30 protein-coding genes and 4 tRNA genes are annotated in these 26,994 nt (G+C 68.8%); 24 read left to right on the forward strand and 10 right to left on the reverse strand.

All coding sequences use genetic code 11. The features are described 5' to 3' along the window. The first annotated feature begins 47 nt into the window (after window positions 1–47). From QE449_RS03885 to QE449_RS03900, 4 genes are all read left to right on the forward strand, one after another. Window positions 48–659 (forward strand): PaaI family thioesterase, encoded by a 612-nt coding sequence (locus tag QE449_RS03885; protein WP_027504536.1) that lies wholly within the window; start codon window positions 48–50, stop codon window positions 657–659. Continuing rightward, window positions 656–1,639: an o-succinylbenzoate synthase gene (locus QE449_RS03890; protein WP_307108242.1), complete on the forward strand. Its 984-nt coding sequence runs from the start codon at window positions 656–658 to the stop codon at window positions 1,637–1,639. The genes QE449_RS03885 and QE449_RS03890 overlap by 4 nt, the downstream gene beginning before the upstream one ends. Before the next feature lie 102 nt (window positions 1,640–1,741). Continuing rightward, window positions 1,742–2,185: a hypothetical protein gene (locus QE449_RS03895; protein ID WP_037184699.1), complete on the forward strand. Its 444-nt coding sequence runs from the start codon at window positions 1,742–1,744 to the stop codon at window positions 2,183–2,185. A gap of 73 nt (window positions 2,186–2,258) precedes the next feature. Further along, on the forward strand, window positions 2,259–4,463 hold the full coding sequence (locus tag QE449_RS03900; RefSeq protein WP_307108243.1) for a glycoside hydrolase family 3 C-terminal domain-containing protein: 2,205 nt from the start codon (window positions 2,259–2,261) through the stop codon (window positions 4,461–4,463). Here the strand turns inward: QE449_RS03900 and QE449_RS03905 are convergent. Continuing rightward, entirely contained in the window at window positions 4,460–5,524 is a 1,065-nt protein-coding gene (locus QE449_RS03905; protein WP_307108244.1) for an AbrB family transcriptional regulator, read from the reverse strand. The two genes, QE449_RS03900 and QE449_RS03905, sit on opposite strands and share 4 nt — an antisense overlap. Continuing rightward, window positions 5,521–6,114 carry a flavin reductase family protein gene (locus QE449_RS03910; protein WP_373428256.1) on the reverse strand — a complete coding sequence of 198 codons (594 nt, stop codon included), beginning with the start codon at window positions 6,112–6,114 and terminating at the stop codon, window positions 5,521–5,523. The genes QE449_RS03905 and QE449_RS03910 overlap by 4 nt, the downstream gene beginning before the upstream one ends. 83 nt (window positions 6,115–6,197) lie before the next feature. Here QE449_RS03910 and menD point away from each other — a divergent pair, with 83 nt between their 5' ends. Beyond that, window positions 6,198–7,808: a 2-succinyl-5-enolpyruvyl-6-hydroxy-3-cyclohexene-1-carboxylic-acid synthase gene (gene menD, locus QE449_RS03915; RefSeq protein WP_307108245.1), complete on the forward strand. Its 1,611-nt coding sequence runs from the start codon at window positions 6,198–6,200 to the stop codon at window positions 7,806–7,808. On the opposite strand, the gene QE449_RS03920 is transcribed toward menD, so the two are convergent. Beyond that, window positions 7,805–8,305, reverse strand: coding sequence for a DUF2505 domain-containing protein (locus QE449_RS03920; protein ID WP_307108246.1), 501 nt, complete (start codon window positions 8,303–8,305; stop codon window positions 7,805–7,807). The genes menD and QE449_RS03920 overlap by 4 nt on opposite strands. A gap of 102 nt (window positions 8,306–8,407) precedes the next feature. On the opposite strand from QE449_RS03920, the gene QE449_RS03925 reads away from it, so the two are divergent. The 4 genes from QE449_RS03925 (at window position 8,408) to QE449_RS03940 (ending at window position 11,885) form a co-directional block, all read left to right on the forward strand. After that, on the forward strand, window positions 8,408–8,872 hold the full coding sequence (locus tag QE449_RS03925; RefSeq protein ID WP_307109671.1) for a DUF3592 domain-containing protein: 465 nt from the start codon (window positions 8,408–8,410) through the stop codon (window positions 8,870–8,872). 87 nt (window positions 8,873–8,959) lie between these two features. Next, on the forward strand, window positions 8,960–10,105 hold the full coding sequence (locus tag QE449_RS03930; protein ID WP_307108247.1) for a glycosyltransferase family 1 protein: 1,146 nt from the start codon (window positions 8,960–8,962) through the stop codon (window positions 10,103–10,105). Between the two features lie 30 nt (window positions 10,106–10,135). Further along, complete coding sequence (locus QE449_RS03935) at window positions 10,136–10,840, forward strand: demethylmenaquinone methyltransferase (RefSeq protein ID WP_307108248.1); 705 nt, start codon at window positions 10,136–10,138, stop codon at window positions 10,838–10,840. Window positions 10,841–10,901: 61 nt separating this feature from the next. Further along, window positions 10,902–11,885 carry a hypothetical protein gene (locus tag QE449_RS03940; protein ID WP_307108249.1) on the forward strand — a complete coding sequence of 328 codons (984 nt, stop codon included), beginning with the start codon at window positions 10,902–10,904 and terminating at the stop codon, window positions 11,883–11,885. A 32-nt stretch (window positions 11,886–11,917) separates the two neighbouring features. On the opposite strand, the gene QE449_RS03945 is transcribed toward QE449_RS03940, so the two are convergent. Next, window positions 11,918–13,195: a geranylgeranyl reductase family protein gene (locus tag QE449_RS03945; RefSeq protein ID WP_307108250.1), complete on the reverse strand. Its 1,278-nt coding sequence runs from the start codon at window positions 13,193–13,195 to the stop codon at window positions 11,918–11,920. 82 nt (window positions 13,196–13,277) lie between these two features. Here QE449_RS03945 and QE449_RS03950 point away from each other — a divergent pair, with 82 nt between their 5' ends. Then, window positions 13,278–14,312, forward strand: coding sequence for a polyprenyl synthetase family protein (locus tag QE449_RS03950; protein ID WP_222645476.1), 1,035 nt, complete (start codon window positions 13,278–13,280; stop codon window positions 14,310–14,312). Between the two features lie 72 nt (window positions 14,313–14,384). Further along, complete coding sequence (htpX, locus tag QE449_RS03955; RefSeq protein WP_222649775.1) at window positions 14,385–15,251, forward strand: zinc metalloprotease HtpX; 867 nt, start codon at window positions 14,385–14,387, stop codon at window positions 15,249–15,251. Window position 15,252: 1 nt separating this feature from the next. Here the strand turns inward: htpX and QE449_RS03960 are convergent, their stop codons facing one another. Next, window positions 15,253–15,744, reverse strand: a complete 492-nt coding sequence (locus QE449_RS03960; RefSeq protein WP_056441678.1) for a YajQ family cyclic di-GMP-binding protein — start codon at window positions 15,742–15,744, stop codon at window positions 15,253–15,255. A gap of 144 nt (window positions 15,745–15,888) precedes the next feature. Here QE449_RS03960 and QE449_RS03965 point away from each other — a divergent pair. The 11 genes from QE449_RS03965 to rplA all read left to right on the forward strand — a co-directional run bounded on the left by QE449_RS03965 (window position 15,889) and on the right by rplA (window position 20,733). After that, window positions 15,889–15,971: transfer RNA gene (locus QE449_RS03965), tRNA-Tyr, on the forward strand. 171 nt (window positions 15,972–16,142) lie between these two features. Beyond that, a tRNA-Thr gene (locus QE449_RS03970) sits at window positions 16,143–16,215 on the forward strand. Window positions 16,216–16,250: 35 nt separating this feature from the next. Next, window positions 16,251–16,323 (forward strand) — tRNA-Met (locus QE449_RS03975). A gap of 98 nt (window positions 16,324–16,421) precedes the next feature. After that, window positions 16,422–16,589: a 50S ribosomal protein L33 gene (gene rpmG, locus QE449_RS03980; protein ID WP_027504552.1), complete on the forward strand. Its 168-nt coding sequence runs from the start codon at window positions 16,422–16,424 to the stop codon at window positions 16,587–16,589. 190 nt (window positions 16,590–16,779) lie between these two features. Then, entirely contained in the window at window positions 16,780–17,334 is a 555-nt protein-coding gene (hadA, locus tag QE449_RS03985; protein WP_051613161.1) for a (3R)-hydroxyacyl-ACP dehydratase subunit HadA, read from the forward strand. Next, window positions 17,324–17,752, forward strand: a complete 429-nt coding sequence (hadB, locus tag QE449_RS03990; RefSeq protein WP_027504553.1) for a (3R)-hydroxyacyl-ACP dehydratase subunit HadB — start codon at window positions 17,324–17,326, stop codon at window positions 17,750–17,752. Before hadA ends, hadB begins: the two co-directional genes overlap by 11 nt. Window positions 17,753–17,884: 132 nt before the next feature. Next, window positions 17,885–17,960: transfer RNA gene (locus QE449_RS03995), tRNA-Trp, on the forward strand. 80 nt (window positions 17,961–18,040) lie between these two features. Continuing rightward, window positions 18,041–18,499, forward strand: coding sequence for a preprotein translocase subunit SecE (gene secE, locus QE449_RS04000; RefSeq protein ID WP_027504554.1), 459 nt, complete (start codon window positions 18,041–18,043; stop codon window positions 18,497–18,499). Window positions 18,500–18,569: 70 nt separating this feature from the next. Then, entirely contained in the window at window positions 18,570–19,415 is an 846-nt protein-coding gene (nusG, locus tag QE449_RS04005) for a transcription termination/antitermination protein NusG (RefSeq protein WP_307108251.1), read from the forward strand. Window positions 19,416–19,492: 77 nt separating this feature from the next. Then, entirely contained in the window at window positions 19,493–19,927 is a 435-nt protein-coding gene (gene rplK, locus QE449_RS04010; RefSeq protein ID WP_027504556.1) for a 50S ribosomal protein L11, read from the forward strand. A gap of 86 nt (window positions 19,928–20,013) precedes the next feature. Beyond that, on the forward strand, window positions 20,014–20,733 hold the full coding sequence (rplA, locus tag QE449_RS04015) for a 50S ribosomal protein L1 (protein WP_027504557.1): 720 nt from the start codon (window positions 20,014–20,016) through the stop codon (window positions 20,731–20,733). Window positions 20,734–20,793: 60 nt separating this feature from the next. Here rplA and QE449_RS04020 read toward each other — a convergent pair whose 3' ends face one another. From QE449_RS04020 to QE449_RS04030, 3 genes are all read right to left on the reverse strand, one after another. Then, window positions 20,794–21,639 (reverse strand): alpha/beta fold hydrolase, encoded by an 846-nt coding sequence (locus QE449_RS04020; protein WP_051613162.1) that lies wholly within the window; start codon window positions 21,637–21,639, stop codon window positions 20,794–20,796. Window positions 21,640–21,753: 114 nt separating this feature from the next. Beyond that, on the reverse strand, window positions 21,754–23,727 hold the full coding sequence (locus QE449_RS04025; RefSeq protein WP_307108252.1) for a CocE/NonD family hydrolase: 1,974 nt from the start codon (window positions 23,725–23,727) through the stop codon (window positions 21,754–21,756). Between the two features lie 112 nt (window positions 23,728–23,839). Beyond that, window positions 23,840–24,037, reverse strand: coding sequence for a hypothetical protein (locus QE449_RS04030; RefSeq protein ID WP_027504559.1), 198 nt, complete (start codon window positions 24,035–24,037; stop codon window positions 23,840–23,842). Between the two features lie 429 nt (window positions 24,038–24,466). On the opposite strand from QE449_RS04030, the gene rplJ reads away from it, so the two are divergent. Beyond that, a complete protein-coding gene (gene rplJ / locus QE449_RS04035; protein WP_027504560.1) occupies window positions 24,467–25,021 on the forward strand; it encodes a 50S ribosomal protein L10 in 555 nt (184 codons plus the stop codon). A 105-nt stretch (window positions 25,022–25,126) separates the two neighbouring features. Further along, window positions 25,127–25,513: a 50S ribosomal protein L7/L12 gene (rplL, locus tag QE449_RS04040; RefSeq protein WP_027504561.1), complete on the forward strand. Its 387-nt coding sequence runs from the start codon at window positions 25,127–25,129 to the stop codon at window positions 25,511–25,513. A 79-nt stretch (window positions 25,514–25,592) separates the two neighbouring features. Here rplL and QE449_RS04045 read toward each other — a convergent pair whose 3' ends face one another. Together QE449_RS04045 and QE449_RS04050 are read right to left on the reverse strand one after the other, a co-directional pair. After that, window positions 25,593–26,291 (reverse strand): DUF2613 family protein, encoded by a 699-nt coding sequence (locus QE449_RS04045; RefSeq protein ID WP_307108253.1) that lies wholly within the window; start codon window positions 26,289–26,291, stop codon window positions 25,593–25,595. Continuing rightward, on the reverse strand, window positions 26,291–26,962 hold the full coding sequence (locus QE449_RS04050; protein WP_307108254.1) for a sigma-70 family RNA polymerase sigma factor: 672 nt from the start codon (window positions 26,960–26,962) through the stop codon (window positions 26,291–26,293). The genes QE449_RS04045 and QE449_RS04050 overlap by 1 nt, the downstream gene beginning before the upstream one ends. Window positions 26,963–26,994: the final 32 nt, after the last annotated feature.

Consider the following 26,994-nt stretch of genomic DNA (forward strand, 5'->3'; position numbering starts at 1 on the left):
GACAGCCTAACGACGGACCGAATCGGACTCCGCGTTACCGTCGTCCGATGACCGACGATTCCCCCCACGGCGGATTCCCGAAGTTCACCAGGGCCACGCCGCCGCCGGACTACGGCCGGTTGATCGAGGCGTTGCGCACCGTCCAGGACCTCGCGGTGTCCACGGACCTGCCGGACGACCAGCTCGCCCTGGCCGCCGACCAGGCGGAGAAACTCGCCGCGACCATGGCGCCGTACGTGGTGCCGGAGGGTCTGTCACCGGCGGGCCGCGCGCTGGAGCTCCCGGGCCGCGGCAGTCTGCTGATGCTGCCGTGGACCATCGAGAAGTACGGCGCCGAGGGCGTGCGGTCCACCGGTGTGTTCCGCCGGTTCCATCTCGGCGGCAACGGCGCAGCCCACGGCGGCACGCTGCCGTTGCTGTTCGACGACCTCTTCGGGCTGATCCAGCACGCGTACGGTCGCCCGATCAGCCGCACCGCTTTCCTGCACATCGACTACCGCGCCGTGACCCCGTTGAACGAGCAGCTCGTCGCCGAGGGGCACGTGACGAAGGTCGAGGGCCGCAAGACGTTCATCGAGGCCCGGTTGACCAAGCAGGACGGCACTCTCGTCGCCGAGAGCAACGCCCTCATGGTGCAGTTGCTCCCCGGCCAGCAGTGACGGCGGCACCCGCTCCCGGGCTCGACGAGATCGTCGCGTCGGCCCACGTGCTGTCGCTGCCCATGCGCACCCGGTTCCGCGGCATCACGACGCGGGAGGTACTGGTGTTCTCCGGACCCGCCGGATGGGGCGAGTTCGGCGCGTTCCCCGAGTACGACGACGCCGAGGCGTCGGCGTGGCTGCGTGCCGGCATCGAGATGGCGTGGCAGGGCGCGCCCGATCCGGTGCGGGACCGCGTCGAGGTCAACGCCACCGTGCCCGCGGTGCCCGCCCACGAGGTGCCCGCCGTACTCGCGCGCTATCCCGGCACGCGTACGGCGAAGGTCAAGGTCGCCGAGAAGGGCCAGACCCTCGACGACGACGTCGCACGAGTCGAGGCGGTCCGGGCGCTCGTCCCCACCGTGCGTGTCGACGCCAACGGGGGCTGGACGGTCGACGAGGCCGAGACGGCCCTGCGCGCCCTCACCGAGAACGGTGACCTCGAGTACGCGGAGCAGCCCTGCGCGACGGTCGAGGAACTCGCCGAGGTGCGCAGACGCGTGCGCGGAGTGTCGATCGCCGCCGACGAGAGCATCCGGCGAGCCGAGGACCCGCTGCGCGTGGTGCGGGCCGGGGCCGCCGACGTGGCCGTCGTCAAGGTGCCGCCGCTGGGCGGGGTGCGGGCGGTGCTGCGGCTCGCCGAGGAATTGGCGCAGTACGGCGTCCCCGTGGTCGTGTCGAGCGCCCTCGACACGGCGATCGGCATGTCCGCGGGACTCGCTGCGGCGGCGGCCCTGCCGTCGAGTGCCGCGTGCGGCCTGGGCACCGGCGCACTGTTCGTCACCGACGTGGCCGAGCCGCGAGCACTCGTCGACGGTCGGCTGCGGGTCGACACCGTCGTCCCCGATGCGGATCGACTCCGCGAGCTCGCCGCCCCGGACGATCGGCGGACGTGGTGGCTGGGGCGTCTCGCCCGGTGCCATCCCCTCGCTCTGTTGTAGGGTCGCGCCGACCAGAAACCTTCTCCGAGAACGGCGTTTGCGCCCGACTCTCAACCAAGAGAACGGCCTCCGGCCTGACTCCCGACGACAGGATTGTTTCCCGTGGCATCACTGCAGACCACCCTCCTCGACGAGAACACCGCACCGGCCGTGCGCGCGGACGTCCGCGCGCTGATCGACGCCGAGGTCTCCGACAAGAAGGGCGCCTCCGGCCTGGCGGTCAAGGGCGGATACGGCGCCGTGAAGAAGGTGAGCCCCAGCGTCGTCGACGATGCGGTCGCCAAGCTGTGGCCGAGCTTCGTCGAGAAGCTCGACCCGTTCTGGCAGCGGTACCAGGCCGCGCCGACCGGCACGTTCGGTGAGTTCCTCGCCGCGAACGGTGACGAGGCGTCCGACGCGCTGCTGTCCGTCACCGACGCGCGCATCGACGAGACCAGCAAGTCGACCATCAAGAAGGCGTACTCCTCGCTCCGCCCGTCGGCGAAGAAGAACGTCACCGAGGCTCTCCCGCGCGTCGGCGCCCTGGTGCAGAAGTACGCAGCCTGACCCCCGTGCGCCTTTCGCGTATCCCCGGATGCGCGAAAGGCGCACGGAGGGCCGGATCGTCGATGATGGAGCCATGACTCCACGCAACGATCTCGCAGCCCTCACCAGTGGACGCAACTTCTGGAGCACCGAGCAGCAGGACGGGCTCCCGGCGATCACGCTGACCGACGGCCCGCACGGCGTGCGGATGCAGGCGAGCGACAGCGACATGTTCTCCGGACGACCCGCGACGTGCTTCCCGCCGGCCACCGCCACCGCGAGTACCTGGGATCCCGACCTGCTACGGCGGATGGGAGAGGCGCTGGCCACCGAGGCCCGGTCGATGGACGTGTCCGTCCTGCTGGGCCCCGGCATCAACATCAAGCGCAGCCCGCTCGGTGGCCGCAACTTCGAGTACTTCTCGGAGGACCCGTTGCTCACGGGCACGCTCGCCGCCGCCTACGTGCAGGGCGTGCAGAGCCGGGGCGTCGGCACCTCGCTCAAGCACTTCGCGGTCAACAGCCAGGAGACCGACCGCATGCGCGTGAGCGCCGAGGTGGACGAACGCACCCTGCGCGAGATCTACCTCCGGGCGTTCCAGCGTGTGGTGGAGCAGTCGCAGCCGTGGACCGTCATGTGCTCCTACAACCGCATCAACGGCGTCCACGCCTCGCGGAACCGGTGGCTCCTGACGGACGTGCTGCGCGGCGAGTGGGGTTTCGAGGGCGCCGTCGTGTCCGACTGGGGCGCCGTCGTGGACCGGGTCGACTCGATCGCCGCGGGCCTCGACCTGACGATGCCCGGACCCGACGCTGCCGGTGACCAGCGGGTCGCCGACGCGGCGGAGTCCGGTGCGCTCGATCCGGGCACTCTCGAGACTGCGGCGGCGCGCGTGCGCGCACTGATCGAGCGCGCGCAGGACGCGAGCGGTTCCGTGGACGTCGATCACGATGCCCACCATGCGCTGGCCCGAGAGATCGCGAGCCGGGCGATCGTCCTGCTGAAGAACGACGGTCTGCTGCCGCTCGAGCCCGGTTCCGGATCGATCGCCGTGCTCGGCGAGATCGCCCGCACCCCGCGCTACCAGGGCGGCGGTAGTTCGCAGATCACCCCGACCCGGTTGGACGACGCGCTGTCGGCGATCACCGCTGCCGCGCAGGGCGAGGTGGCGTTCGCGCCCGGGTACGACGCCGACCACGCGTCGACCGAGGAGACCGACGCCGACGACGGACTGCTGAACGAGGCCGTCGAGCTCGCTCGCACGCACGACATCGCCCTCGTCTTCGTCGGCAACGATCCCGAGACCGAGGGCATGGACCGCACCACGCTGGCGCTGCCGGAAGGCCATCTGGCCCTGGTCGAGCGAGTGCGCGCGGTGAACGAGAACACCGTGGTGGTGCTGTCGAACGGCGGCGTGGTCCTGACGTCGCCGTGGGACACCGACGTCCCCGCGATCCTCGAGACGTGGCTGCTGGGACAGGCCGGCGGCGGAGCGATCGCCGACGTGCTGTTCGGCGTCGTGAACCCGTCGGGACGGCTCGCGGAGACCGTTCCGCTCCGGCTAAAGGACCATCCGTCCTACCTGGACTTCCCCGGTGAGCACGGGGTCGTCCGCTACGGCGAGGGCATCCACGTGGGCTACCGCGGCTTCGATGCGCGCGAGACCGACGTGTCGTACCCCTTCGGGTGGGGCCTGTCCTACACGACGTTCGAGTACGGCGACGTGACCGCGACGGTGGTGGAGCACGGCATCGACGTCACGGTTCCGGTGACCAACACCGGGGACCGGGACGGCCGGGAGGTCGTGCAGATCTACGTGTCCGCGCCCGACGAGGACGCGCACCGTGTTCCGCGTGAGCTCGCGGCCTTCGAGTCGGTCGAGATCGCCGCGGGTGCGACCGAGACCGTGACTCTCACCGTCCGGCGTGCCGACCTGGCGTACTGGGACACCCGGGTGTCGTCCTGGGTCGTGGCGCCGGGCGAGTACGTCGTGGCCGCGGCGGCGTCGTCGCGCGATCTCCGGAGCGTCGCGATCGTCTCCGTGACGGGCGACGACGTCCGCCTGCCGTTGACGGCCGAGTCGACCGTCACCGAGTGGCTGGACGATCCGCGCGGCGGTGACCTGCTGCGGGCGGCCATCGACGACGGCGACGGACCGTCGGTGGCACAGGCGATGATGGGCAACCCGGAGACGGCAGTCTTCCTGTCGAGCGTCCCGCTCGCCCGCATGGTGGCCTTCGGCGACGGAACCCTGACACCCGATGTCGTCGCGCGGCTCGTGCAGGACGCGAACGGCTAGCCGCGCCCGCGTGCCCGGGTGAACAGCGGGACCACCAGCAGCATCATGAACACCCGGAGCACCTGGGCCGCCACGACGAAGGTCACGTTCACGCTGCTCGCCGCCGCCAGCGCGAGCACCGCGTAGATACCGCCCGGCGTCGTGGCGAGGTAGGCCTCGTACGGGGTGATACCGGTGGTGCCCACCAGGATCAGGCCGAGCAGCGCGCAGCCCACCGCGATGGCGATGATCAGCAGTACTGCCCACGGGATGATGCGGCCGATGGACTTCAGGCTGTCGAGGGTGAACTGCAGGCCTGCCTGCCACCCGATGACGATGTAGACGAGCTGGAGCGCCAGGATCGGCACGCCGGCGTCGCCCGTCCACCCCAGCAGGTCCGCGGCACCGGAGATCAGCAGCGGTCCGAGCAGGGCGGGTGCTGGCAGGCGGATCAGTCGGCCCAGCGGGATGCCCACCAGCAGGCACACCGCGATGAATAGCGCGTCCGTCCAGAGCGGGGCGGAGGCGGTGTCGAGTGATCCGCCCTGTCCGGTGTCCGCCGAGAAGACCACCGTGGCGACGAACGGTAGCGACGCGGTGACCAGCAGCACCCGGACGTACTGCACCACGGCGACCACCCGCTCGTCGCCGCCCAGATCACGGGCGATCGCGACCATGCCGGACGCACCCCCGGCCACGAGTGCGAGGGCGCCGGTGGTGGCGTCGAGGTCACGATGCAGTCCGAGGAGAGCGCCGGCCGCGATGGACAGCACCAGGGTGCCGAGCGAGACGACCACCACCCAGATCCAGTCGGACCCGAGCGAGGACATCGTGTCCCGATCGAGCAGGGTGCCGATCTCGACGCCGAGCACGGCCTGCGCGCCCATCGACGCGGTGCGCGGAACCTTCCCCGGGCCCCATCCGCACAACGCGAACACCGTCGCCACGGCGAGCGCGACGAACAGCGCGGCCGACGGAACGCCGACCCGCTCCGCCAGGACGGCGACGACGACGGTCGCCAGAGCGAGCGAGGCCCAGCGCACCGTGCGCGAGCGGTCGAACGGGACCCGATCCGGACTCAAGGCCTGTCGGGGGGCTGGATTCGTCGCACGGCCGGGGGCATGCCCCACTCGTCGCGGCCGAGCCGGCTCAGCGGTGCGAGGGCGCCGAAGTCGGGCAACCCGTCCTCCGCGAGGAACTCCGGACGCACCGTGATCATCGTGACCGCGCCCATGACGACGAACGAGTTGCCCACCTCGACCACCTGATGGAGCGTCGCCTCGATCGAGAGCGGGGACGCGACGACGCGCGGCGGGCGGACGGTCTCACTGGGCTCGCTCTCGAGGTCGACCGCGGTGTACTCGCTCACCGAGGCGTCGTAGTTCGCGGACGTCTGATTGATCTGCTCGAACAACGACTCGGTGGCGAGGTTGACGACGAACTCGCCCGTCTCCTCGATGTTCCGCAGGCTGTCCTTGCGGCCGACCGACGTGAACTGCACCACGGCGGGTGCGCTGGAGGAGACGGAGAAGAAGCTGTACGGCGCCAGGTTCGGTACGCCGTCCGCGGAGACCGTCGACACCCACGCGATGGGTCTGGGCACCACTGACGTGGTGAGAAGCTTGTAGTAGTCGCCGGCGTCCATGGTCTGCGGATCGAAGTGTGTGCGCACCGGTTCATCGTGCCAGGGCCACGCGCGCCCTGGAGGCCGGCCGATCATTCAGGCAGGTCCGGCATCTGTGACACTCTGAAATGGTGAATCCGTCCACCTCTCAAGCCGTCGTCGTCGTCGACGAGATGATCCGCGGCGGCGTCCAGGACGTCGTGCTGTGCCCCGGATCGCGTAATGCGCCGCTCGCGTTCGCGCTCGAGGCCGCCGACCGCGCCGGTCGCGTCCGCCTGCACATGCGCATCGACGAACGCACCGCCGGCTTCCTCGCCATCGGACTGGCCGTGTCCGGCCGCCGACCCGTCCCTGTCGTGATGACGTCCGGCACCGCCGTCGCCAATCTCGGACCCGCCGTGCTCGAGGCCAACTACGCCCGCATTCCGCTGGTCGTGCTCAGCGCCAACCGCCCCTACGAGATGCTCGGCACCGGCGCCAACCAGACGGTCGAGCAACTCGGCCTGTTCGCGGGTCAGGTGCGCGCGACCATCAGCCTCGGTCTCGCCGAGGAGTCCGACCAGGTCAACAGCCAGTGGCGGTCGGCCGTGTGCCGCGTCCTGGCTGCCGCACGCGGTACGCGCTCGGGCAACGCCGGCCCGGTCCACTTCGACATGCCGCTGCGTGAGCCCCTCACGCCCGACCTGGCCGACTCCCGCCCCGCCCCGGAGGGACGTCCCGACGGCTCCCCGTGGACCACCACGCAGTACGCGACGCTCGACGTTCCGGTGGACCTGGACCTCTCGGTGGACACCGTCGTCATCTCCGGACACGGCGCCGCCTATCGGCCGGAACTCGCCGGGCTGCCGACGGTCGCCGAGCCGACCGCGCCCCTGCACGGCCACCCGCTCAACCCGCTCGCGCTCGGTGCGCTGTCGCCGCGCCAGGCCATCATCACCGGGCGTCCCACGCTGCATCGTCAGGTCTCGAAGGTGCTGGCCGACCCGGCCGTCTCCGTCATCGCTCTCACCACCGGACCCCGCTGGCCCGACGTCTCGGGCAACGTCGTGGCGACCGGAACGCGCGCGCTGGTCACCGGGACACCGTCACCCGAGTGGCTGCGTCGCTGTGCCGACGCCTCGGAGTCGGCCGATGCCGCGGTCCGCGGGCAGCTCGACTCGCTCTCGATTCCAACGGGTCTGCACGTCGCCGCCGCCGTGTCGTCGGCACGTCGGCCGGGTGATCTGCTCGTGCTCGGCGCCTCCAACCCGGTGCGCGACATGGCGCTGGTCGGCTACCCGGCGGAGGACGTCCGGGTGCTGTCCAATCGCGGTGTGGCGGGCATCGACGGCACCGTCTCCACCGCGGTGGGCGCTGCGCTGGCACACGACGGCCGCACCATCGCGTTGATGGGGGACCTGACGTTCCTGCACGACGCGTCCGGACTGCTCATCGGCACCGGGGAGCCCCGACCGCGAGACCTCACCATCGTCGTCGCGAACGACGACGGTGGCGGCATCTTCGAACTGCTCGAGCAGGGTGATCCCCAGTACGCGGGCGTCTTCGAGCGCGTGTTCGGCACTCCGCACGGCATGGACCTCGCGGCGCTGTGTGCCGCCTACCGGATCCCGCACCGGCGGGTCGATCCCGACGAGCTCGCGAAGCTGCTCACGGGTCACGCCGAGGGCACGCGGGTGCTCGAGGTGACCACCGATCGGTCCGGTCTACGCGATCTGCACGCGTCGATCCGCGCTGCCCTCTAGGCCCTGTCGGCGAGGTACTCCCGTGCCTGCTTGCTCTCGGAGTGCACCATCTTGCCGATCATCTCGGTGACCATGCCCTCGATCTTGCCGCCGACGAACGGGACCTTCACCTCGGCCGTCCCCTTCAGGGTCAGGCGCGATCCGGCGCCGTGAGGCACCAGTTCGAACGTTCCGCGCACCTTCGAGGTCAAGCCCGTCGATCCGCCTTCGAGCGTGCCGTTCGCACGGTCGCCTTCGAGCGGTCCCCAGCTGTCCTTGCGCGTGATCACCAGGTCGCCGCGAATCACCTTCCGGACGAACCCCGGCAGCACGGACGCGCCGACCCCCTCGGAGATCACCACGTCGAAGCCGCCGTCGGGCCGGTGCGAGTACTCCACGCTGGCCCGGTCGGAGACCTCCTTGGTTCGCTTGTCCCACAACGCTTCGTCCGTCAAGGCGGAGTGCGCCTGCGCCGGTGTCACGTCGAAGTCCTCGGTGTAACTGAATTTCCGCCCCATGGCGGGAGACGTTACTCGGCGTACCGCTGCCGACGTCCTGCGTGGTGCGGTCGCTAGCCTGTCCTGGTGAACCCCGTCGTCCCGAGTCCGGCCGGTGCCGAGATGTCCGGTGGCGACACGCCTGCTGTCGAGAACTCCGAGGCGGACGAGGCCCCCGTGCGGCGCCGCTCGCGCGTTCCCACCGTTCTCCTGGTGATCGCCACCGTCGTCTCGGTGCTCGCGGTCCTGTTGGTCCTCGCGGCGTGGCGCAACGACCACACCATCTCCTCGGACGAGGGCGTCGCCACGGCCGAGGTGCTGTCGGCCGGACGTCTGCGCTCGGCGGTGAGCTTCGTGACTCCCGACGGCGAGATGCACAATCCCAAGCTCGGAGTGCTGTACCCGACCAACCTCGTCGCCGGTCAGCGCATCGACGTCGAGTACTCCCGCAGCGACCCCGACCTGGTGCGGGTCGCCGGCCGTGACGCCTCGGTGGCCGTCGTGCCCGCGCTCTCCGTCATCGTCGTCACGTGGCTGATCGCCGGCCCGTCGATCCTCTGCCTGCGGCGCCGCGACGCGCGCGTCTGACCCGGTACCGGAGGGTTCGCCCGGGGTTCGCCCGCTGGTCACGTCGCCCTCGCATCGCGGTCGTCGCGGCGCGGAACAGTCCACGGTGTGCGCATAGCCGTGGTCGCCGAATCGTTCCTGCCTCACGTCAACGGTGTCACCAACTCGATTCTCCGCGTGCTCGAACATGCGGAGTCCGCAGGTCACGATGCCATGATCGTCGCGCCGGACACGCCGGCCGGGGTGCCCGCGGCACCGACCTCACACGGCTCGTTCCCGGTTCTGCGAGTGCCGTCGGTGATGGTCCCCAAGGTGAGTTCGCTGCCCGTCGGCGTGCCGAGCCCCGGTATGACCGCCGCGCTGCGCTCGTTCGCGCCCGATGTGGTGCACCTGGCATCGCCGTTCTCGCTCGGTGCCGGTGGCCTCGCGGCCGCGCGGAGGCTTAACGTCCCGGCCGTCGCCGTCTATCAGACCGATGTCGCCGGGTTCGCCGAGAGTTACGGTCTCGGGTTGACCTCGCGTGCCTGCTGGGCGTGGACCCGCCGGATCCACAAGGGCAGTGCCCGCACCCTCGCACCGTCGACGTCGGCGATGGACGCACTCGCCGCGCACGGCATCCCCCGCGTGCATCGCTGGGGTCGGGGAGTGGACACCGTGCGCTTCGCGCCGTCGTCGCGGAACGCGGAGCGTCGTGCGCAGTGGGACGCGGGCGACGCGCTGGTGGTGGGCTTCGTCGGCCGGTTGGCACCGGAGAAGCACGTGGAACGCCTCGCGGTGCTCGAGCGGACACCGGGCGTGCGTGTGGTGATCGTCGGTGACGGTCCGGAGCGCGCGCGGCTCGAGGCGCTCATGCCGTCCGCAGTGTTCACCGGTCAGCTGGGCGGGCAGGCTCTGTCGGAGGCCTACGCGTCCTTCGACGTGTTCGCGCACCCCGGTGAGCACGAGACGTTCTGCCAGACCGTCCAGGAGGCGCTCGCGAGCGGTGTCCCCGTGATCGGACCCGACGCCGGCGGTCCCCGCGATCTGGTGAGCCACTGCCGCAACGGGTACCTGCTGCCCGTGGATCGGTACGAGGAGTTGCTGCCGAGCGCCGTGCAGGCCGTCGCCGACCCCACCACGCGTGCGAGGTTCGCCACGTCCGCGCGCAAGTCCGTCCTGCATCGCACCTGGCCCGCGCTGTGCAGCCAGTTGATCGGCCACTACGAGGCGGTCATCGGCACCTCGGACGTCGGACGGCGGACGACGGCGGCCTAGGTGAGTGCGCGGCCCACGTACTGTTCAGGTGTGGCAGCACACGGCTCCAGAGCGCAACTGGACAAGCAACCGCACGACGTCGCGTCCATGTTCGACGGAGTCGCGAAGCGGTACGACCTGACCAACACCGTCCTGTCCTTCGGGCAGGACCGCGGCTGGCGGCGCGCGACGCGCGACGCGCTCGCGCTGAAGCCCGGGGAAGCGGTGCTCGATCTCGCGGCCGGGACCGGAGTGTCCACGGAGGAACTCGGCCGGTCCGGCGCCTGGTGCGTCGCCACCGACTTCTCCAAGGGCATGCTCCGCGTGGGCCTCTCGCGCGGCGTCCCGATGATCGCGGGCGACGCGATGCACCTGCCGTACGGCGACGACGTGTTCGACGCCGCCACCATCTCGTTCGGTCTCCGCAATGTGGCCGATCACAACGCCGGCCTCGCCGAGATCCTGCGGGTGGTCCGGCCCGGCGGACGGTTGGTGGTGTGCGAGTTCTCCACACCGGTCTTCCCGGCGTTCCGCACCGTCTACATGGAGTACCTGATGAAGGCGCTCCCGGCCGTGGCCCGCACCGTCAGCAGCAATCCCGACGCCTACGTCTACCTGGCGGAATCCATTCGCGCCTGGCCGGACCAGGCGGAGCTCGCGCGGCGCATGCAGTCCGCGGGATGGGGCCGCGTGCAGTGGCGCAATCTCACGGGCGGCATCGTCACCTTGCACAGCGCCGTGAAACCGGTGTACTGAAAGATACGGAGAACGCACCTATCGGTGTTCGTACCGTGTCCGGATACGGCATGATCTGCGCATGCCCGTACCGGATTGGCTGCCCTATGCCACCCTCGCTGCCTCGGCCGTCGCCGCCGGCGGGGCCGGTTGGGCCGTCAGCACCACGCGCATGCACCTCACCAGGGAGACGCGCCGCGCGCGCGAGCTGCGCACCATCCGCGCCGAGCTGGCCCACGATTCCGGTCGCCAGGCCGTCGAGACGTCGCTGGTACGCGACCAGGTCACCGAGCGCTACCAGGAGTTGTCGGTCGCGCTGACCACCTTCCAGCGGGTCTGGATCGACGCCGTACGTCGCCGGACCGCCCCCGACGCGACCGCACTGCCGCCGGGTGCCGACGACCTGCAGGCCGACGTCGACGCCGCCTATCAGGAACTGCTGCGCGTCTCGACGATCACCGTCGTCGTGGCCCGCCAGCGCGTCGCGCCGCTGCTCGAGATGCTCATGTCGCTCGATCTCCGGGTGCTGGTGCCCTACTCCACGACGGGCGCGATGCCGGGTCCGGCCGTCGAGCGGCTCAACCGTGAGCACGGGTTCCTGATCGAGATCCAGCGTCTGCTGCGCGACGCCATGCGCGCCGACCTCGGTCTGCTCGACGCCAACGACCTCGGCCTGTTGATCATGGACACCAAGCGCGTCGTCGACACCCTCTCGCCGGACCGCCGGTCGATAGGCTTCGGCGCCACCGAGCGCCGCATGGTGGAGTACCTGGCCGAGTTCGGGGTGCGGGTACTGGCGGGCGGCAACGAGCGCGACTACACGATGGAAGCGGACCGTTTCGCGTTCTACCAGGCCAAGGACCCGGCGCTCGCCGGCGCGGTCGAGGCCATCCTGGCGCTGTACGGAGCCGAACTGTCCCTCGCCGTCCACGCCGGACTCGACGAGCAGGCACGGCTCCCCGTGCTGCAACGCGTCGTGGCGTCTCTCGAGTGCGGCTTCCGCGATCGCGACGGGATACTTCTGCCGGACGGCACCACCGTGTACGCCTTCCGACCGGGGCGCTGACCGGGCCCGGCTCCTGAGGCAGCCGGGCACTCTCAGGAGAACGGTGGCCGGTCGTCCACCTTCAGTGACGTCGATCCCGCGGCCCGCCAGGCGCGCGCGACGACGTCGCGATCCTCGTCGGTGATGAGGTTGCCCATCACCCGCACGGCGACGGTCATGATCGCGCGCGACCGCATGCCGATCGGCCCCGTGGCGGGCAGGAACCGCGGCACCGTCAGCAGTCCCGCGAGGCGACGAGCGACCGAGAAGCTCTGCCCGTAGTGCTCGCGGAGCACCGCCGGCCACACCTGCGTCAGGTCTGCGCCGTCCAGGTGTTCGGCGATCAGTCGACCACCCTCGAGTCCGTAGTCGATGCCCTCACCGTTGAGCGGATTCACGCAGGCCGCCGCATCGCCGACGAGCGCCCAGTTGGGGCCCGCCACGTCCGACACCGCGCCGCCCATCGGTAGCAGGGCGGACTGCACGCGGCGCACGCCGCCGCTCAGGCCCCACTCGGACTCCCGTTGTGACGCATAGAGATTCAGGAGAGGTCGCAGCGCGCCGGCAGCCGGGCGCTTCGAGGTGGCGAGCGTCCCCACCCCCACGTTCACCTCGCCGGTGCCCTCGTCGTTCACGCCCAGCGGGAACACCCACCCGTAGCCGGCCTGCAGGGTGCCCTCCTCGTCGCGGAGCTCGAGGTGCGAGGTGATCCACTCGTCCTCACTGCGGTCACTCGTGACGTATGCCCGTGCCGCGACCCCGAAAGCGGTGTCGCGGTGCCACGTACGGCCGAGGATCTTGCCGAGCGGCGAGCGCACCCCGTCCGCCACGATCAGCGTGCGACAGGCCACGGCGACAGGGCCGTCGGCGGTGTCGAACATCACCTCGGTGACCCGCCCGCTCACCAGCACCGCATCGACGGCCTTGGCGTTCTCCATCATCACCGCGCCGTCGTCGACGGCCACCCGGCGGATCCGGTCGTCCAACTCGGTACGCGGTACCGCGGAACCGATGTCGGGGAGGGAGCCACCCGGCCACGGCAGCGTGAGTTCCTGACCGAATCCGGTGAGGCGTAGGCCACGATTGATCGCCCGCGAGCGCACCCACTCACCGAGTCCCAGCTCGTCGAGCTCGGCCACGGCACGCGGCGTGAGTCCGTCACCGCAGGTCTTGTCGCGCGGGAACGTGGCGGCGTCCGCGAGAATCGTGTCGTGACCAGCTCGTACGGACCAGGCCGCGGCGGCGCTGCCCGCGGGTCCCGCTCCGACGACGAGAACGTCGGTCACGCGTCGAGTTCCCGGTGTCACACCCTGTGCGCGTCCATCCGTCATCGTTCCATCTTGCAGGCACGATAGGTTGGAGGCAGACGCGGCGCCGAGGCCCGGAGCCGCGCGAGGTGTTCGACGACGAGAAATGGGTGCGAGCGCGGTGACCGAGACGAGTGCGAGTGGGGCCACCGTGGTGGCGGGCGTGGATCTCGGGAACGCGGAGTTCGCGGAGATCGTGCGCGCGGCGATGGCCGAGGTCGAGAGCCTGCTCGTGACCGAGCTGTCCGACGGTGAGGACTTCCTCACCGAGGCGGCGCTGCACCTCGCCAAGGCCGGCGGCAAGCGGTTCCGCCCGCTGTTCACCATTCTCACCGGTCAGCTCGGCCCCAAGGCGTCCAGTCCGGACATCGTCACCGCGGCCACCGTGCTCGAGATGGTGCACCTCGCGACGCTGTATCACGACGACGTCATGGACGAGGCCGCCATGCGCCGCGGCGTGGAGTCCGCCAATGCGCGCTGGGGCAACAGCGTCGCCATCCTCGCGGGCGACTACCTCTTCGCACACGCGTCGCGCCTGGTCTCGACGCTGGGCCCCTCCGCCGTGCGTACGATCGCCGAGACGTTCGCCGCGCTGGTCACGGGCCAGATGCGCGAGACGATCGGCAGCAGGCCCGATCAGGATCCGGTCGATCACTACCTCACCACGGTGTGGGAGAAGACGGGTTCGCTGATCGCGACGAGCGGTCGCTTCGGCGGCACGTTCTCCGGGGGCGACGACGAGCACATCGAGCGGCTCGAGCGTCTCGGCGACGCGGTGGGCACCGCGTTCCAGATCTCCGACGACATCATCGACATCTCGTCCGCCGCGTCGGACTCCGGCAAGACGCCGGGTACCGACCTGCGCGAGGGCGTCCACACGCTGCCCGTGCTGTTCGCGCTGCGCGACGAGGGTGCGGACGGCGACCGGCTCCGCCACCTGCTGCGCGGTCCCATCACCGACGACGCGGACGTGGCCGAGGCGTTGACTCTGCTGGGTCGTTCGCCGGGCATGGCCAAAGCGCGCGAGACGCTCGACACCTACGCCCAGCGGGCGCGCACCGAGCTGGACGCTCTGCCGCAGGGCCCGGCCAACGACGCGCTGCGCAAGCTGGTCGAGTACACGGTCGCCCGCATCAGCTGACGGGAACTACCCGCGTCACCTCGGTCGTTGTTCGTGCAGGAAGCACTGCGGCGAGAGGATCGGCGACACACGATGAAGTTCGCGAACGGCATGAAGACGTTCGGCCTGATGGTCGGGATGTCGGCTCTGATCGTCTTCATCGGCGCTCTGTTCCAGAACTCGACCATCCTGGTGGTCGCGGTCGTCCTGGCCGTCGGCATGAACGGGTACGCCTACTTCAACAGCGACAAGCTGGCGCTGAAGTCGATGCACGCCCAGCCGATCACCGAGGTCGAGTACCCGCGCATCTTCGCGATCGTCCGCGAGCTGGCCACCGCGGCGCATCAGCCCATGCCGCGGCTCTACATCAGCCCCACCAACGCCCCCAACGCGTTCGCCACGGGACGCAACCCGCGCAACGCGGCGGTGTGTTGCACCAGCGGCATCCTGGCGCTGCTGGACGAGCGTGAGCTGCGCGCGGTCCTCGGCCACGAGCTCTCGCACGTCTACAACCGCGACATCCTCATCTCGTCCGTGGCGGGCGCCATGGCGGCCGTGGTGTCCGGACTCGCGAACTTCGCGTTCTTCGCGAACGTCTTCGGCGGGCGCGGGAACGGGCAGGGCGCCAACCCGCTGGCCCTGCTGCTGGTGTCGATGCTCGGACCGATCGCGGCGTCACTGGTGAAGCTGGCCGTGTCGCGCTCGCGGGAGTACCAGGCGGACCAGTCGGGTGCCGAGCTCACCGGCGACCCCCTGGCGCTGGCCTCCGCGCTCCGCAAGCTGCAGAGCGGCACCCAGGCCGCCCCGCTGCCCCCCGAGCCGCGCCTCACGGCCCAGTCGCACCTGATGATCGCCAACCCGTTCCGGGCGGGTGACCGGGCGAGCAAGCTGTTCTCCACGCACCCGCCGATGGAGGAGCGCATCGCCCGCCTCGAGCGCATGGCGGGGCCCTACCGCTGAGTCAGCGGTAGTTGACGAACTGCAGGGCGATGCCGAAGTCCTCGCCCTTGAGCAGCTGCTGAACGGCCTGGAGGTCGTCACGCTTCTTGCTGCTCACCCGCAGTTCCTCGCCCTGGATCTGCGCCTTGACGCCCTTGGGGCCCTCGTCGCGGATCTTCTTCGAGATCTTCTTGGCGTTCTCGGTGGTGATGCCCTGCACCAGCGTGCCGGTGATCTTGTAGGTCTTGCCCGACTGCACGGGATCGCCGGCGTCGAAGGCCTTGAGCGAGATGTCGCGTCGGATGAGCTTCTCCTTGAAGACGTCCAGGGCGGCCTTCGCGCGTTCCTCGGCCTCGGCGGTGATGACGATGGCCTCGTCTCCGGACCACTCGATGCTCGCGCCGGTGCCGCGGAAGTCGAAGCGGGTCGACAGCTCCTTGCCGGCCTGGTTCAGAGCGTTGTCGACCTCCTGGCGGTCCACCTTGCTCACGACGTCGAACGACGAATCAGCCACTGACAACACTCCTTCGTGCGTGATCGGTACGGTGCCGACGGTAGCGTGTCCAGCCGGTTTGCCATCGAGGGGTGCGGTCGTTGTATTCTGCGTATCGCACCTGGAGCGGTCACTCGACGAGTGTCCGGCGCCATGGAGCATCCCGGCAGATTGCCCGAGCGGCCAATGGGAGCGGACTGTAAATCCGTCGGCTTATGCCTACGTAGGTTCGAATCCTACATCTGCCACACCCGACGAGACCCCGGCGAGAATCCTCGCCGGGGTCTCGTCGTCGGGGTGGGGGCAGGCGGCATGCGAAACGCCGCGTGCAACTCGTTCACCAGGCAATTTGGCGAGCGGTCTGACCCCTGTGTAATGTCTTCGAAGGCTTCGACGTGCACCTCGTGTGCGCCGATCCTGCCCCCTTAGCTCAGTCGGTAGAGCGTTTCCATGGTAAGGAAAAGGTCAACGGTTCGATTCCGTTAGGGGGCTCGCGGGACCGAGCGCCGGCCGGCGTCCGGCACCGAGGCGGTGTAGCTCAGTCGGTAGAGCAAACGACTCATAATCGTTGTGTCGCCGGTTCAAGTCCGGCCATCGCTACTCGACAGAGGACTCCGCCGCTGCTGCGCGCAGTGGGGTCCGGTATTCATGACCGACGCAGCACCCGTATCGCGCTCTACCCGAAAGCAGGCATCGACGTGGCCTCCTCCACTGACGTTCGGCCCAAGATCACCTTGGCGTGCGAGGTGTGCAAGCACCGTAACTACATCACCAAGAAGAATCGCCGCAACGATCCCGATCGCCTCGAGATCAAGAAGTTCTGCCCGAACTGCGGAACTCATCGCGCGCACCGCGAATCTCGCTGATCATTCGCACAGCAGCGCTGCCCCGGCACAGTCGCCGTGGCAGCGCTGACGTGTGTCCAGGTGCCGGTGACCCAGTCGGCTCGGCGCCGTCCGTCTCGAACTCGCCCGACAGAGCCGTCCGGACTGTCTCTCGTCCCACGCTCGGGTGTCCCGTGGTGAGTTCCACATCATTCTCGGGGGAGTCGACGACGTGACAGTCACCGCAACCGCAACCGACCGGGGCGACACGCCTGCCGTCGACCCGGCGGTGCACACCGCCAGCATGGTCGGGCACCACTACCGCATGCCCGACTTCTACGAGATCGGGCGCGAGAAGGTGCGCGAGTACTCACGGGCCGTGCAGAACGATCATCCCGCGCACTCCTCGGAGGACGCCGCGGCCGAGCTCGGGTACGAGCATCTCGTCGCACCGGCCACCTTCATCTCGGTCGTCGGCATCATCGCGCAGAAGGCCATGTTCGACGAGGTCATCACCGGGTACGACCTGTCGCAGATCATGCAGGCGGATCAGCGTCTCGAGTTCCACCGTCCGATCGTGGCGGGGGACCGCCTGACCGTCGACGTGAGCCTGGAGTCCTTCCGCCAGATGGGTGGAAGCGACATCATCATCACGAAGAACATGGTCACGGACGAGGCCGGCGAGGACGTCATGACGTCCTGGACGACACTCGTGGCGAAGACCGGCGGCGGTTCCGATCAGGACGCGCTGGAGATGGCGAAAGGTGTCATGAAACATGACTCGTAAGCAGTTCGACCAGGTCACCGTCGGCGACGACCTTCCCGAGCGCACCTACGAGCTCACCCGCGGTGACCTCGTGAACTACTCGGGCGTCTCCGGCGACCCGAACCCGATCCACTGGAGTGATCCGGTCGCGCGCACGCTCGCCGGACTCTCGGACGTCGTCGCCCACGGCATGCTCACCATGGGACTCGGCGCCGGTTTCGTCACCGACTGGTCGGGTGATCCGGGCGCCATCACCGAGTACAACGTGCGCTTCACCAGCCCCGTGCTGGTCAAGGAGACCGAGCCGGCCAAGGTCGACTTCACGGGTCGCATCAAGTCGGTCGACGCGGACACCCGCAAGGCCGTCGTCGCCATCACCGCGAAATACGAGGGCAAGAAGATCTTCGGTCGCGCCGTCGCGACCGTCCAGCTCGCGTGATCCGGCTCTCCGATCGCCGACTCGAGTCAGCGATTTCGGGGGCGTCCGTGAGTGCAGTACACTGAGATCTCCGGGGTCGTACAGCGCTGTGCGCTGTCCGTCGCCGGTACGACCGGATTTCGATCCGGCCGAAGGGGCGTAGCTCAATTGGTAGAGCAACGGTCTCCAAAACCGTAGGTTGCAGGTTCAAGTCCTGTCGCCCCTGCCACGTTCGAAAGCGGTGCTTCGGACAGTGGTCATGCAGAGCATTCGAGTGCAGACACCCTGCCGACGACCGAGAGGAACGACGTGAGCGATCAGCGCGGCGCGCGCGACAGCAGCTCCGACGGTTCCGAGGATCTCGGTGCGGACGATGCTGTCGTCGCCGACGATGCTGCTGCCGCCCACGATGCCGCCGGGTCGAGCCGGCCCTCCGGCAAGCGCGCAGCCCGCCGGACCCGGTCCGCGGACGATGCTCCGTCGCTGATCAAGGATGGTGCCAAGACCACCGCCGGCAAGTCCGTCGCCACCGCCTCTCGTGTCGAGGGCCGCACCCGCGCCGAAGCGACGCCGAAGATGAACATCTTCAAGCGGCTCCGCAAGTTTCTGCGCGAGGTCGTCGCCGAGCTGCGCAAGGTCATCTGGCCCAACCGCAAGCAGATGGTCACCTACACCGCTGTGGTGTTGGTGTTCGTGACGTTCATGGTGGCCTACATCAGTGGGCTGGACCTGGCGTTCATCAGGGGAGTGCAGTGGCTGTTCGGCTGACGCCGGACACACAGGTCCGCACGACCACCCCGAGTACGACCGGAACGATTACAGGAAGCGAGTGCCTTTCGTGAGCACGCCCCATAACGACGCCACCGAAGTGGCCGCCTACGACGCTCAGGTCGAGGCGACCAAGCAGGGCCTCGAAGCGGAGCAGGCCGCACAGGACCGCGAGACCGACGAGGCCATCGCGGCCGACGTCGCTGCCGCCACCGGTGACACCGACGAGTCGGAGACCGTCGACGCCGATGCGGACGCCGTCGTCGCCGACGACACTCCCATCGACGCGGAGCCGGTCGACCCCGTCGCCGAGATGAAGGCTGCGCTGCGGCGCGCCCCCGGCGACTGGTACGTCATCCACTCGTACGCCGGATACGAGAACAAAGTGAAGACCAACCTCGAGACCCGCGTCCAGAACCTCGACGTCGGTGACTACATCTTCCAGGTGGAAGTTCCCACCGAGGAGGTCACCGAGATCAAGAACGGCCAGCGCAAGCAGGTCAACCGCAAGGTGCTGCCGGGCTACATCCTGGTGCGCATGGAACTGAACGACGAGTCCTGGGGTGCTGTCCGCAACACTCCCGGTGTCACCGGCTTCGTCGGCGCCACGTCGCGCCCGTCCCCGTTGACCATCAACGAGGTCGTCAAGTTCCTCATGCCGCAGGAGGACAAGAAGAAGGCCACCGCGGGCGCCACCACCGGTGCCGAGGGTGCGGGCGAGACGTCGTCGAAGCCGACCATCGAGGTCGACTTCGAGGTCGGCGAGTCCGTCACCGTCATGGACGGCCCCTTCGCCACGCTTCCCGCCAGCATCAGCGAGGTCAACGCCGAGCAGCAGAAGCTCAAGGTGCTGGTGTCCATCTTCGGCCGCGAGACTCCGGTCGAGCTGGGCTTCACCCAGGTCGCGAAGATCTAGGGCGCTCAGAACCCCCCACAACTTGCAGGCAGTACCGCAAGACATCCGAGAACCACGCAACAACCTAGGAATCACAGATGCCCCCCAAGAAGAAGAAGCTAGCCGGGATCATCAAGCTTCAGATCCAGGCCGGTCAGGCCAACCCGGCACCGCCCGTGGGCCCCGCCCTCGGTCAGCACGGCGTCAACATCATGGAGTTCTGCAAGGCGTACAACGCCGCGACCGAGTCGCAGCGTGGCAACGTCGTGCCGGTGGAGATCTCGGTCTACGAGGACCGGACCTTCGACTTCAAGCTGAAGACCCCGCCTGCCGCCAAGCTGCTGCTCAAGGCAGCCGGCGTCGCCAAGGGTTCGGGCGAGCCGCACAAGACCAAGGTCGCCACGGTGACCATGGACCAGGTGCGCGAGATCGCCAAGACCAAGGCCGAGGATCTGAACGCCAACGACATCGACCAGGCCGCGAAGATCATCGCCGGCACTGCTCGCTCGATGGGTATCACGGTCGAAGGCTGAGCCACCGGCTCACCAGCTCCACAGCATCACGTGGGAGAGCCGGCCAGGCTCGTCAACCACGCTCCGAACAACGAACGGACATCATCATGGCAAAGCGCAGCAAGGCCTACGAGGCCGCAGCAGCGAAGATCGATCAGGACCAGCTCTACTCGCCGCTCTCGGCGGCGAAGCTGGCCAAGGACACCGCGTCGAGCAAGTTCGATCCGACCGTCGAGGTCGCGATGCGCCTCGGCGTCGATCCCCGCAAGGCGGACCAGATGGTGCGCGGCACCGTCAACCTGCCCCACGGCACCGGTAAGACCGCCCGCGTCATCGTCTTCGCCGCAGGCGCGAAGGCCGACGAGGCCGTCGCCGCCGGTGCGGACGAGGTCGGCGCAGAGGACCTGATCGAGCGGATCCAGGGCGGATGGCTGGAGTTCGACGCAGCGATCGCCACCCCTGACCAGATGGCCAAGGTCGGCCGCATCGCCCGCGTTCTCGGACCGCGTGGCCTGATGCCGAACCCGAAGACGGGCACGGTCACCAACGACGTGACCAAGGCCGTCGGCGACATCAAGGGCGGCAAGATCAACTTCCGCGTCGACAAGCAGGCCAACCTGCACTTCGTCATCGGCAAGGCGTCGTTCGACGACGCCAAGCTGGTGGAGAACTACGGCGCAGCCCTGGACGAGATCCTGCGTGCGAAGCCGTCGTCGGCCAAGGGCCGTTACGTCAAGAAGATCACGGTCTCGACCACCACCGGACCGGGCATCCCGGTGGACCCGAACCGTACTCGGAACCTCCTCGAGGACGACGCGACCGCCTGAGTCACTCGCAGCACCGAAGAAGGCCGGCACCCCGTGAGGGTGCCGGCCTTCGTCGCGTTCTCAGGCCTTGGCGACGTTCGTGAGAATCGTGTCGACCACGCGGTCCACCAGGGCGTTCGGGATGTCGTGCGCCATGCCGTCGACGAGCACCAGCTCGGATCCGACCACGTGGCGCGCGATGGCCTTCCCGCCGGCGGGACGCACGAGGGGATCCGCCGTGCCGTGGATGACGACCGTCGGCGCCGTGATCCGCTTCGTGTACTTCGCGAGGCTCCCGGTTCCGGTGATCGCCGCGAGCTGACGGACGATGCCGGCCGGGTAGTAGCCGCGGTCGTACGCCTCGGTCGCGTCGGCGACACGTTCGTCCCGCGTGGTGGGGAACTGCTTGCTGCCGATCGTTTGGAACGTCGTCGCCTGGTGTTCGATGATCTGCTCGCGCGTCGCGTTCTTGGGCGGCGGCTTGAGCAGCGGCGCGAGCGCGCGGACGTCCGGCGGCGGCAGGAACGCCTCATTGGTGCTGGAGAAGAGGATGGAGACCGAGCGGATGCGCTCCGGGTGCGACCCCGCGACCACCTGCGTGATCATGCCGCCCATCGAGGCGCCGACGATGTGGGCCGACTCGATGCCCAGGTGGTCGAGCAGGCCGACGGTGTCCTCGGCCATGTCCACCACCGTGTACGGAACCGAGCTCGACTGCCCGAGTTCGTGGCGGACCAGTCGCAGCAGGATGTTCCCCGTGACGCGCTGCCCGTCGAGCTTGCCCGAGAGTCCGATGTCTCGGTTGTCGAAGCGGATCACGCGATAGCCGGCGTTGATCAGCTTGCGGCAGAACGGCATCGACCACGTGAGCAGCTGGCAGCCCAGTCCCATGACGAGCAGGATCGGCGGGTTCTCGATGTCGCCCATGTCCTCGTAGGCGATGTCGACCGCGCCGACCGAGGCGGTGCCGGTACGGACCTCGACCTCGACCTCGGTCTCGGAACGGCCGGTCTCGGGTGTGCCTGTCATACGTGGATCTCCTTACCAGCCGGGCTCACCGAGCAGCGGCAACGTGATGAAACTGGGGTCCGTCGGGTCGAGGTCGACGTCCTGCGCTCGCCATCGGGTGCGGAGGCGATCGGGCAGGATCGGCACGAATCGAGGCGCGTCGGCCGCGAAGATGTCGAGTCGCAGGCGGTGTCCGGGGTGCAGGACCGCCTCGGTCGAGAGTAGTTCGATGTCGAGGACGATCAGTTCGCCGGGGACCACGGGGAGCAGTGACTCGCGCGTGAGCGGGTGGTGGGCCACCAGGTAGTCACCCGACTCGGTGCGGATGCTCTCCTCGTCGTCGATCGCGCGGCGCGACGCCAGCAGCGCACCGTTGGTGAGCACGGTGGGAGTGCCGTCTGGAGCGACGTCGCACAGCATCACGGCCCACATCGACTCGCGGGCGCGCGCGACGGTGCGGACGTGGACGTTGGCGGGGCCCGAGTAGACGACGGTGGTCATGACGGGAGGCGTCGTGAACGTGAGCGCGTCACCCTCCGCGAAGCGGTTGTCGTAGGTGAAGCCGCCGCCGAGAACGGCCGGAACACCGGCCAGCACCTGCGTGGTGTCGCGGGAGACGACGGTGCGGAACCCGGGCTTCACCGTCAGACGGGCCGTGTCGGTCGGCGCCTCGAAGTGCAGGGACCCGTCGTGCCGACTGTGCGACGCGGTACCGGACGAGTCGGCGCTCAGGTAGAGGCGCCGAGCCACGGCGGCGGGCGCGGGGAATCGGCCGTGCGCTTCCCACCCGCCGCCCTGCTGACGCAGCGTGACCGGTCCGTAGCGGTCGATACCGTTGTCGATGCCGCGCAGCCACTTGTCGAACCAGGCGCGTTCGAGCACGTCGAGTCGCGGCGGGAACCCGGGTTCACCGAAGCCGATCCCGGGGTTGCCGTGGTACCCGTCGCCCACCAGAAGTTGCTTGCGCCCGCGTTCGACGGTGAGTCGGTTGTACATGTCGGGTGCCGCGCCGCCGAAGATGTCGTGCCAGCAGCCGTAGAGGAACGTGGGGACCGCGATGTCCTCGATGGTGGGATCGATGGTGTCGAAGGACGGGTCGTCGTAGATGCGCGGGTCCGAACCGGTGAGGAACCCGTTCACCAGATTGCTGATGTTCGTGGCGGGGGACCGTACGCGATCCGCGAGCCAGCCGACTCCGCCGCGTCGCAGGATCTGTACTGCCGGAACCCATTTGAGGGTGTTCACGGCGGTGAGCCACAGGGGGATGAAGAGCGACGGCGCGCCGCCGGTGGCGAAGATCTCGCGGACGATGTCCTCGGATCCCTCGACGGCGAACACGGCGTCCGGTCCCGCGCTGCCCGCGGCGGCGGCCTGCAGGGAGTTGATGGCGGAGTAGGAGATGCCGGCCATGCCGACGCGCCCGTCGCACCACGGCGATGCCCGGATCCACTCGAGGATCTCCAGGGTGTCGAGTTGTTCACGCGGGCCGAGGGTGTCCCACACGCCGGACGAGGAACCGGTGCCGCGCGCGTCGATGATGACCTGCACGTAGCCGCTACGGACGAGATGGCGGTTCACGGTGAGCAGATCCGCCGCACCGCCCGCGACGACGCGGGTGATCTCGGAGATGCCGTCGAACGGGGTTCCCGAGAGGTCGACGGAGCGGGACACGCGACGCAGCGCCGGCCCGAGCGCGGGTGCTGCGAGGAGTGCGTCGATCGAGTCGAGCAGGACCGAGTTGTACGGGGTGATGTTCAGGACGACGGGGAAGCGAGAGGAGACGGATCGTCCACTCGCGTCAGCAGGGGACACGACGATGGCGCGGAGAACGGCTCCGTCCGTCATCGTGACGGCGGCGCCGCGGTCGATGTGCACACGGGGGAACTCGGGAGCGGACTCCACGAGTTCTGCCCATGCTCGGCCGTCGGCGCCGCCGGTGGGATCACGGTGGAAGGGCGAGACGACGTGCTCGGGTTGCACCAGTGCATGGGCCGATGTCGTCGTCATGAACGTCGAGTCAACCTCATTGCTGTGACACGCGGTACACAACACGCCATTCCCGGCCCTTCGACAACGACGAGGGCACGTCGTCGTTCGATGTCACCAGGTGAGTGCGCTGCTACTTGCCGCCCTCGGGGGTTCCCTCGCTGTCGCTGAAGAAGGCCCACTCGCCGTCGTGCTCCACTTCGAGACGCCAGCCGAGTTCGGCGTCGTCGGACTTGCTCTCCTTGAACCAGGTGTGGGCGTCGGTGGAGTTGGGGATCTCCTTGGTGGCGACGACGGATCCGGTGGGGTCGAGTACGCGATAATTGGCCATGAGCACCGTGTTCCCTCGGGAGAGCACCTCTCAAACCGAGGGGGCTCCGTCCCCGTGCGCCCTTTGCGTACCCGGGGATGCGCACAAGGCGCACAGGGGCGTAGCCCTTTTGGTGTCTCCGGCGGCCCCGGGGTACTCTTCTCTCCGGACACCGTGCGGTCGTGATCTGCGATCGTGCGATGTTCACCTGATCTGTTCCACCCAAGACCGTTGGTCATCGTGGTCTCCGAAGAGGTTCGCCTCGTCGGAGATGGCGATTGAAGGTCCGGCCGAGCCGGCGACCCACGCAGGAGGACGAGGACCAGGGATACGTGTTGCTGACTCTCTCCGAGTCGCGCCGCCCGCATTCCGACGCCCCGTGTGCCCTGCACCGGGGCGTTTCTGCTTGTTCGGGCCGGGCCGACTCGACGCAACGAGAGGAGGCGAAGTATGGCAAAGGCTGAGAAGGTATCCGCGGTCGCGGAGATCTCCGAGCAGTTCAAGGGCGCCACGGCGGCCGTCGTCACGGAATACCGTGGCTTGTCGGTCACCCGTCTGACGGAGCTCCGTCGGGCCCTCGGTACCGGAGCTACGTACTCCGTCGCCAAGAACACCCTGGTCAAGCGTGCCGCAGCTGATGCGGGCATCGAAGGCCTCGACGACTTGTTCGTCGGTCCGACCGCCATCGCATTCATCGATGGTGAGCCGGTCGACGCTGCCAAGGCGATCAAGCAGTTCGCCAAGGACAACAAGGCGCTCGTCATCAAGGGCGGCTACATGGACGGCCGCGCGCTGTCCGTGGACGAGGTCAACAGGATCGCGGATCTCGAATCCCGCGAGGTCCTGCTGGCCAAGCTCGCCGGCGCGATGAAGGGCAACCTGGCAAAGGCCGCAGGCCTGTTCAACGCTCCCGCCTCGCAGGTCGCGCGTCTCGCGGCTGCGCTGCAGGAGAAGAAGGCTGCAGAAGAGGGCGCCTCGGCGCCGGAAGCCGCAGCTGCCGACTAGCTGATCCGCAAGGACTGCACACCACCCCGTGCGGCCGGCCTCCGGCCTGCACGCAATCTCCTGTCCCCGGATCGGCGACAAGGACTTACAGAGAGGACCGCCACCATGGCGAAGCTCAGCACCGAAGAATTGCTCGACCAGTTCAAGGAGCTCACCCTCCTCGAGCTCTCCGAGTTCGTGAAGGCATTCGAGGAGACCTTCGAGGTCACCGCAGCTGCCCCCGTCGCCGTTGCTGCCGCAGGCGGAGCAGCTGCTCCCGCCGAGGCCGCTGAGGAGCAGGACGAGTTCGACGTCGTCCTCGAGGGCGCCGGCGACAAGAAGATCCAGGTCATCAAGGTCGTCCGTGAGGTCGTCTCCGGCCTGGGCCTGAAGGAAGCCAAGGACCTCGTCGAGAGCGCTCCGAAGGCCATCCTGGAGAAGGTGGACAAGGCTTCGGCCGACGCCGCCAAGGAGAAGCTCGAAGCTGCCGGCGCGAAGATCTCCATCAAGTGATCTAGCCCCACAGCGCGAGAAGCGGCCGTACCCCTCGGGGTGCGGCCGCTTTTTTCGTTTCTCGGGACGGTGCGCCAGATCAGCCCACGGTGGGCAGTGCGGCGCGGGCGAGAAGGTCTCCGCTCGCGGCCCGGATCTCGATCTCCGCGACGTCGGGACGCAGCACCGCGGCGTTCATGCGGCAGTCGATGGTCACGGAGCTGCCGAGGAAGCTGCCCGAGGAACGATCCGCTCCGGTGCGGTCCACCAGAACCACCTCGAACGCTTCGTCGACCGGGACACCCTGCATGTCCAGGACCGTCTCGGTGCCCCACGTGTGAGCAACCAGGCCGCCGTCGACAGTGACGCCGGGACTCGACGCGGTGAAGTCGATCGCCTCGAACGCGCCCAGCTCGCCCGGTGGTCCCTCGGCCTCGGGCGCCGCGATCGCGCCGTCGGCGGGCGTCTCGTCACCTTGGGTGCCGACCGTCTGCACACCGAGCACCGCCGCGACGCCCACCGCGATTCCGGCGACAGCTGCAGCGGCCGGGACGAGGCGACCGCGTGCGGACGGTCTGACGATGCGTCGTCGAAGCAGGTCACCGGGTTCCGCATCGACCCAGGTCAGTCCCGCTGCCGACCCCAGCGACGCGACCGTCTCGCGCATCTCACGGATCTCGTCGGCGACAGAGGTGTCCTCGGCCTCCAGAATGCGAAGCTCGCGCCGCTCGGCGTCGGTCAGGTCGCCGGCCACCGCAGCCGCGATCAACTCCTCTCGTCGCGGATGTCCCGGAGTCATCAGGTCTCCTGACCGTCGAAGTGAACGCGCAGGGCGCGCAGTGCGTAGTACGCGCGGGTGCGCAGGGTGCCGATCGCGACGCCGGTGCCGGCCGACAGCTCCGCGTAGGACAGGCCGGTCAGGTGGATGGCCACCACCACCTGTCGATGTTCGGGGGACAGGGTGGCCAGACCCTCCACCACCCGCATCCGGGTCAGGACGTGATCGCTTCGATCGGGTTCCACGGCGTCGCCTTCCGCGACGGGGGAGGACGCGACCAGCGGAGTACGGCCTCGCGACCGCAGAGCATCCGCGACGACGTTGCGTGCGATGGCGAAGAGCCAGGTCCGAGTTCCACCCCGGGACTCGTCGAACCTGTCCCGTGCTCGCCACGCACGTACGAAGGTCTCCTGCACGCAATCCTCGGCGGCGACACGATCGTGCAACACGTTCACGGCGAAACCCAGCAGCGACGACGCGTGGGCGTCGTAGGCGGCCGTGAGATCGAACGTCCCGCTCTCGCGCGACCGGAAGATCGCCAGCGTCTGCCCCCTCGATGTCGGGGGAGGGGTGTACCCCGCCGGTGCCCGTGCAGGACGAACCCTACTCACCGTCGACGCCGCTCCGACCTCCATGGTGGGTGTACGTCGAGAAGTGCGACGACGTTCGACCGTGGTGAACGTTTCGGTCATTCCGGACGTATCCCCTCTCGAAGGACGTCCGC

The organism is Rhodococcus sp. SORGH_AS_0303, assembly GCF_030819335.1.
Lineage (GTDB): Bacteria > Actinomycetota > Actinomycetes > Mycobacteriales > Mycobacteriaceae > Rhodococcoides.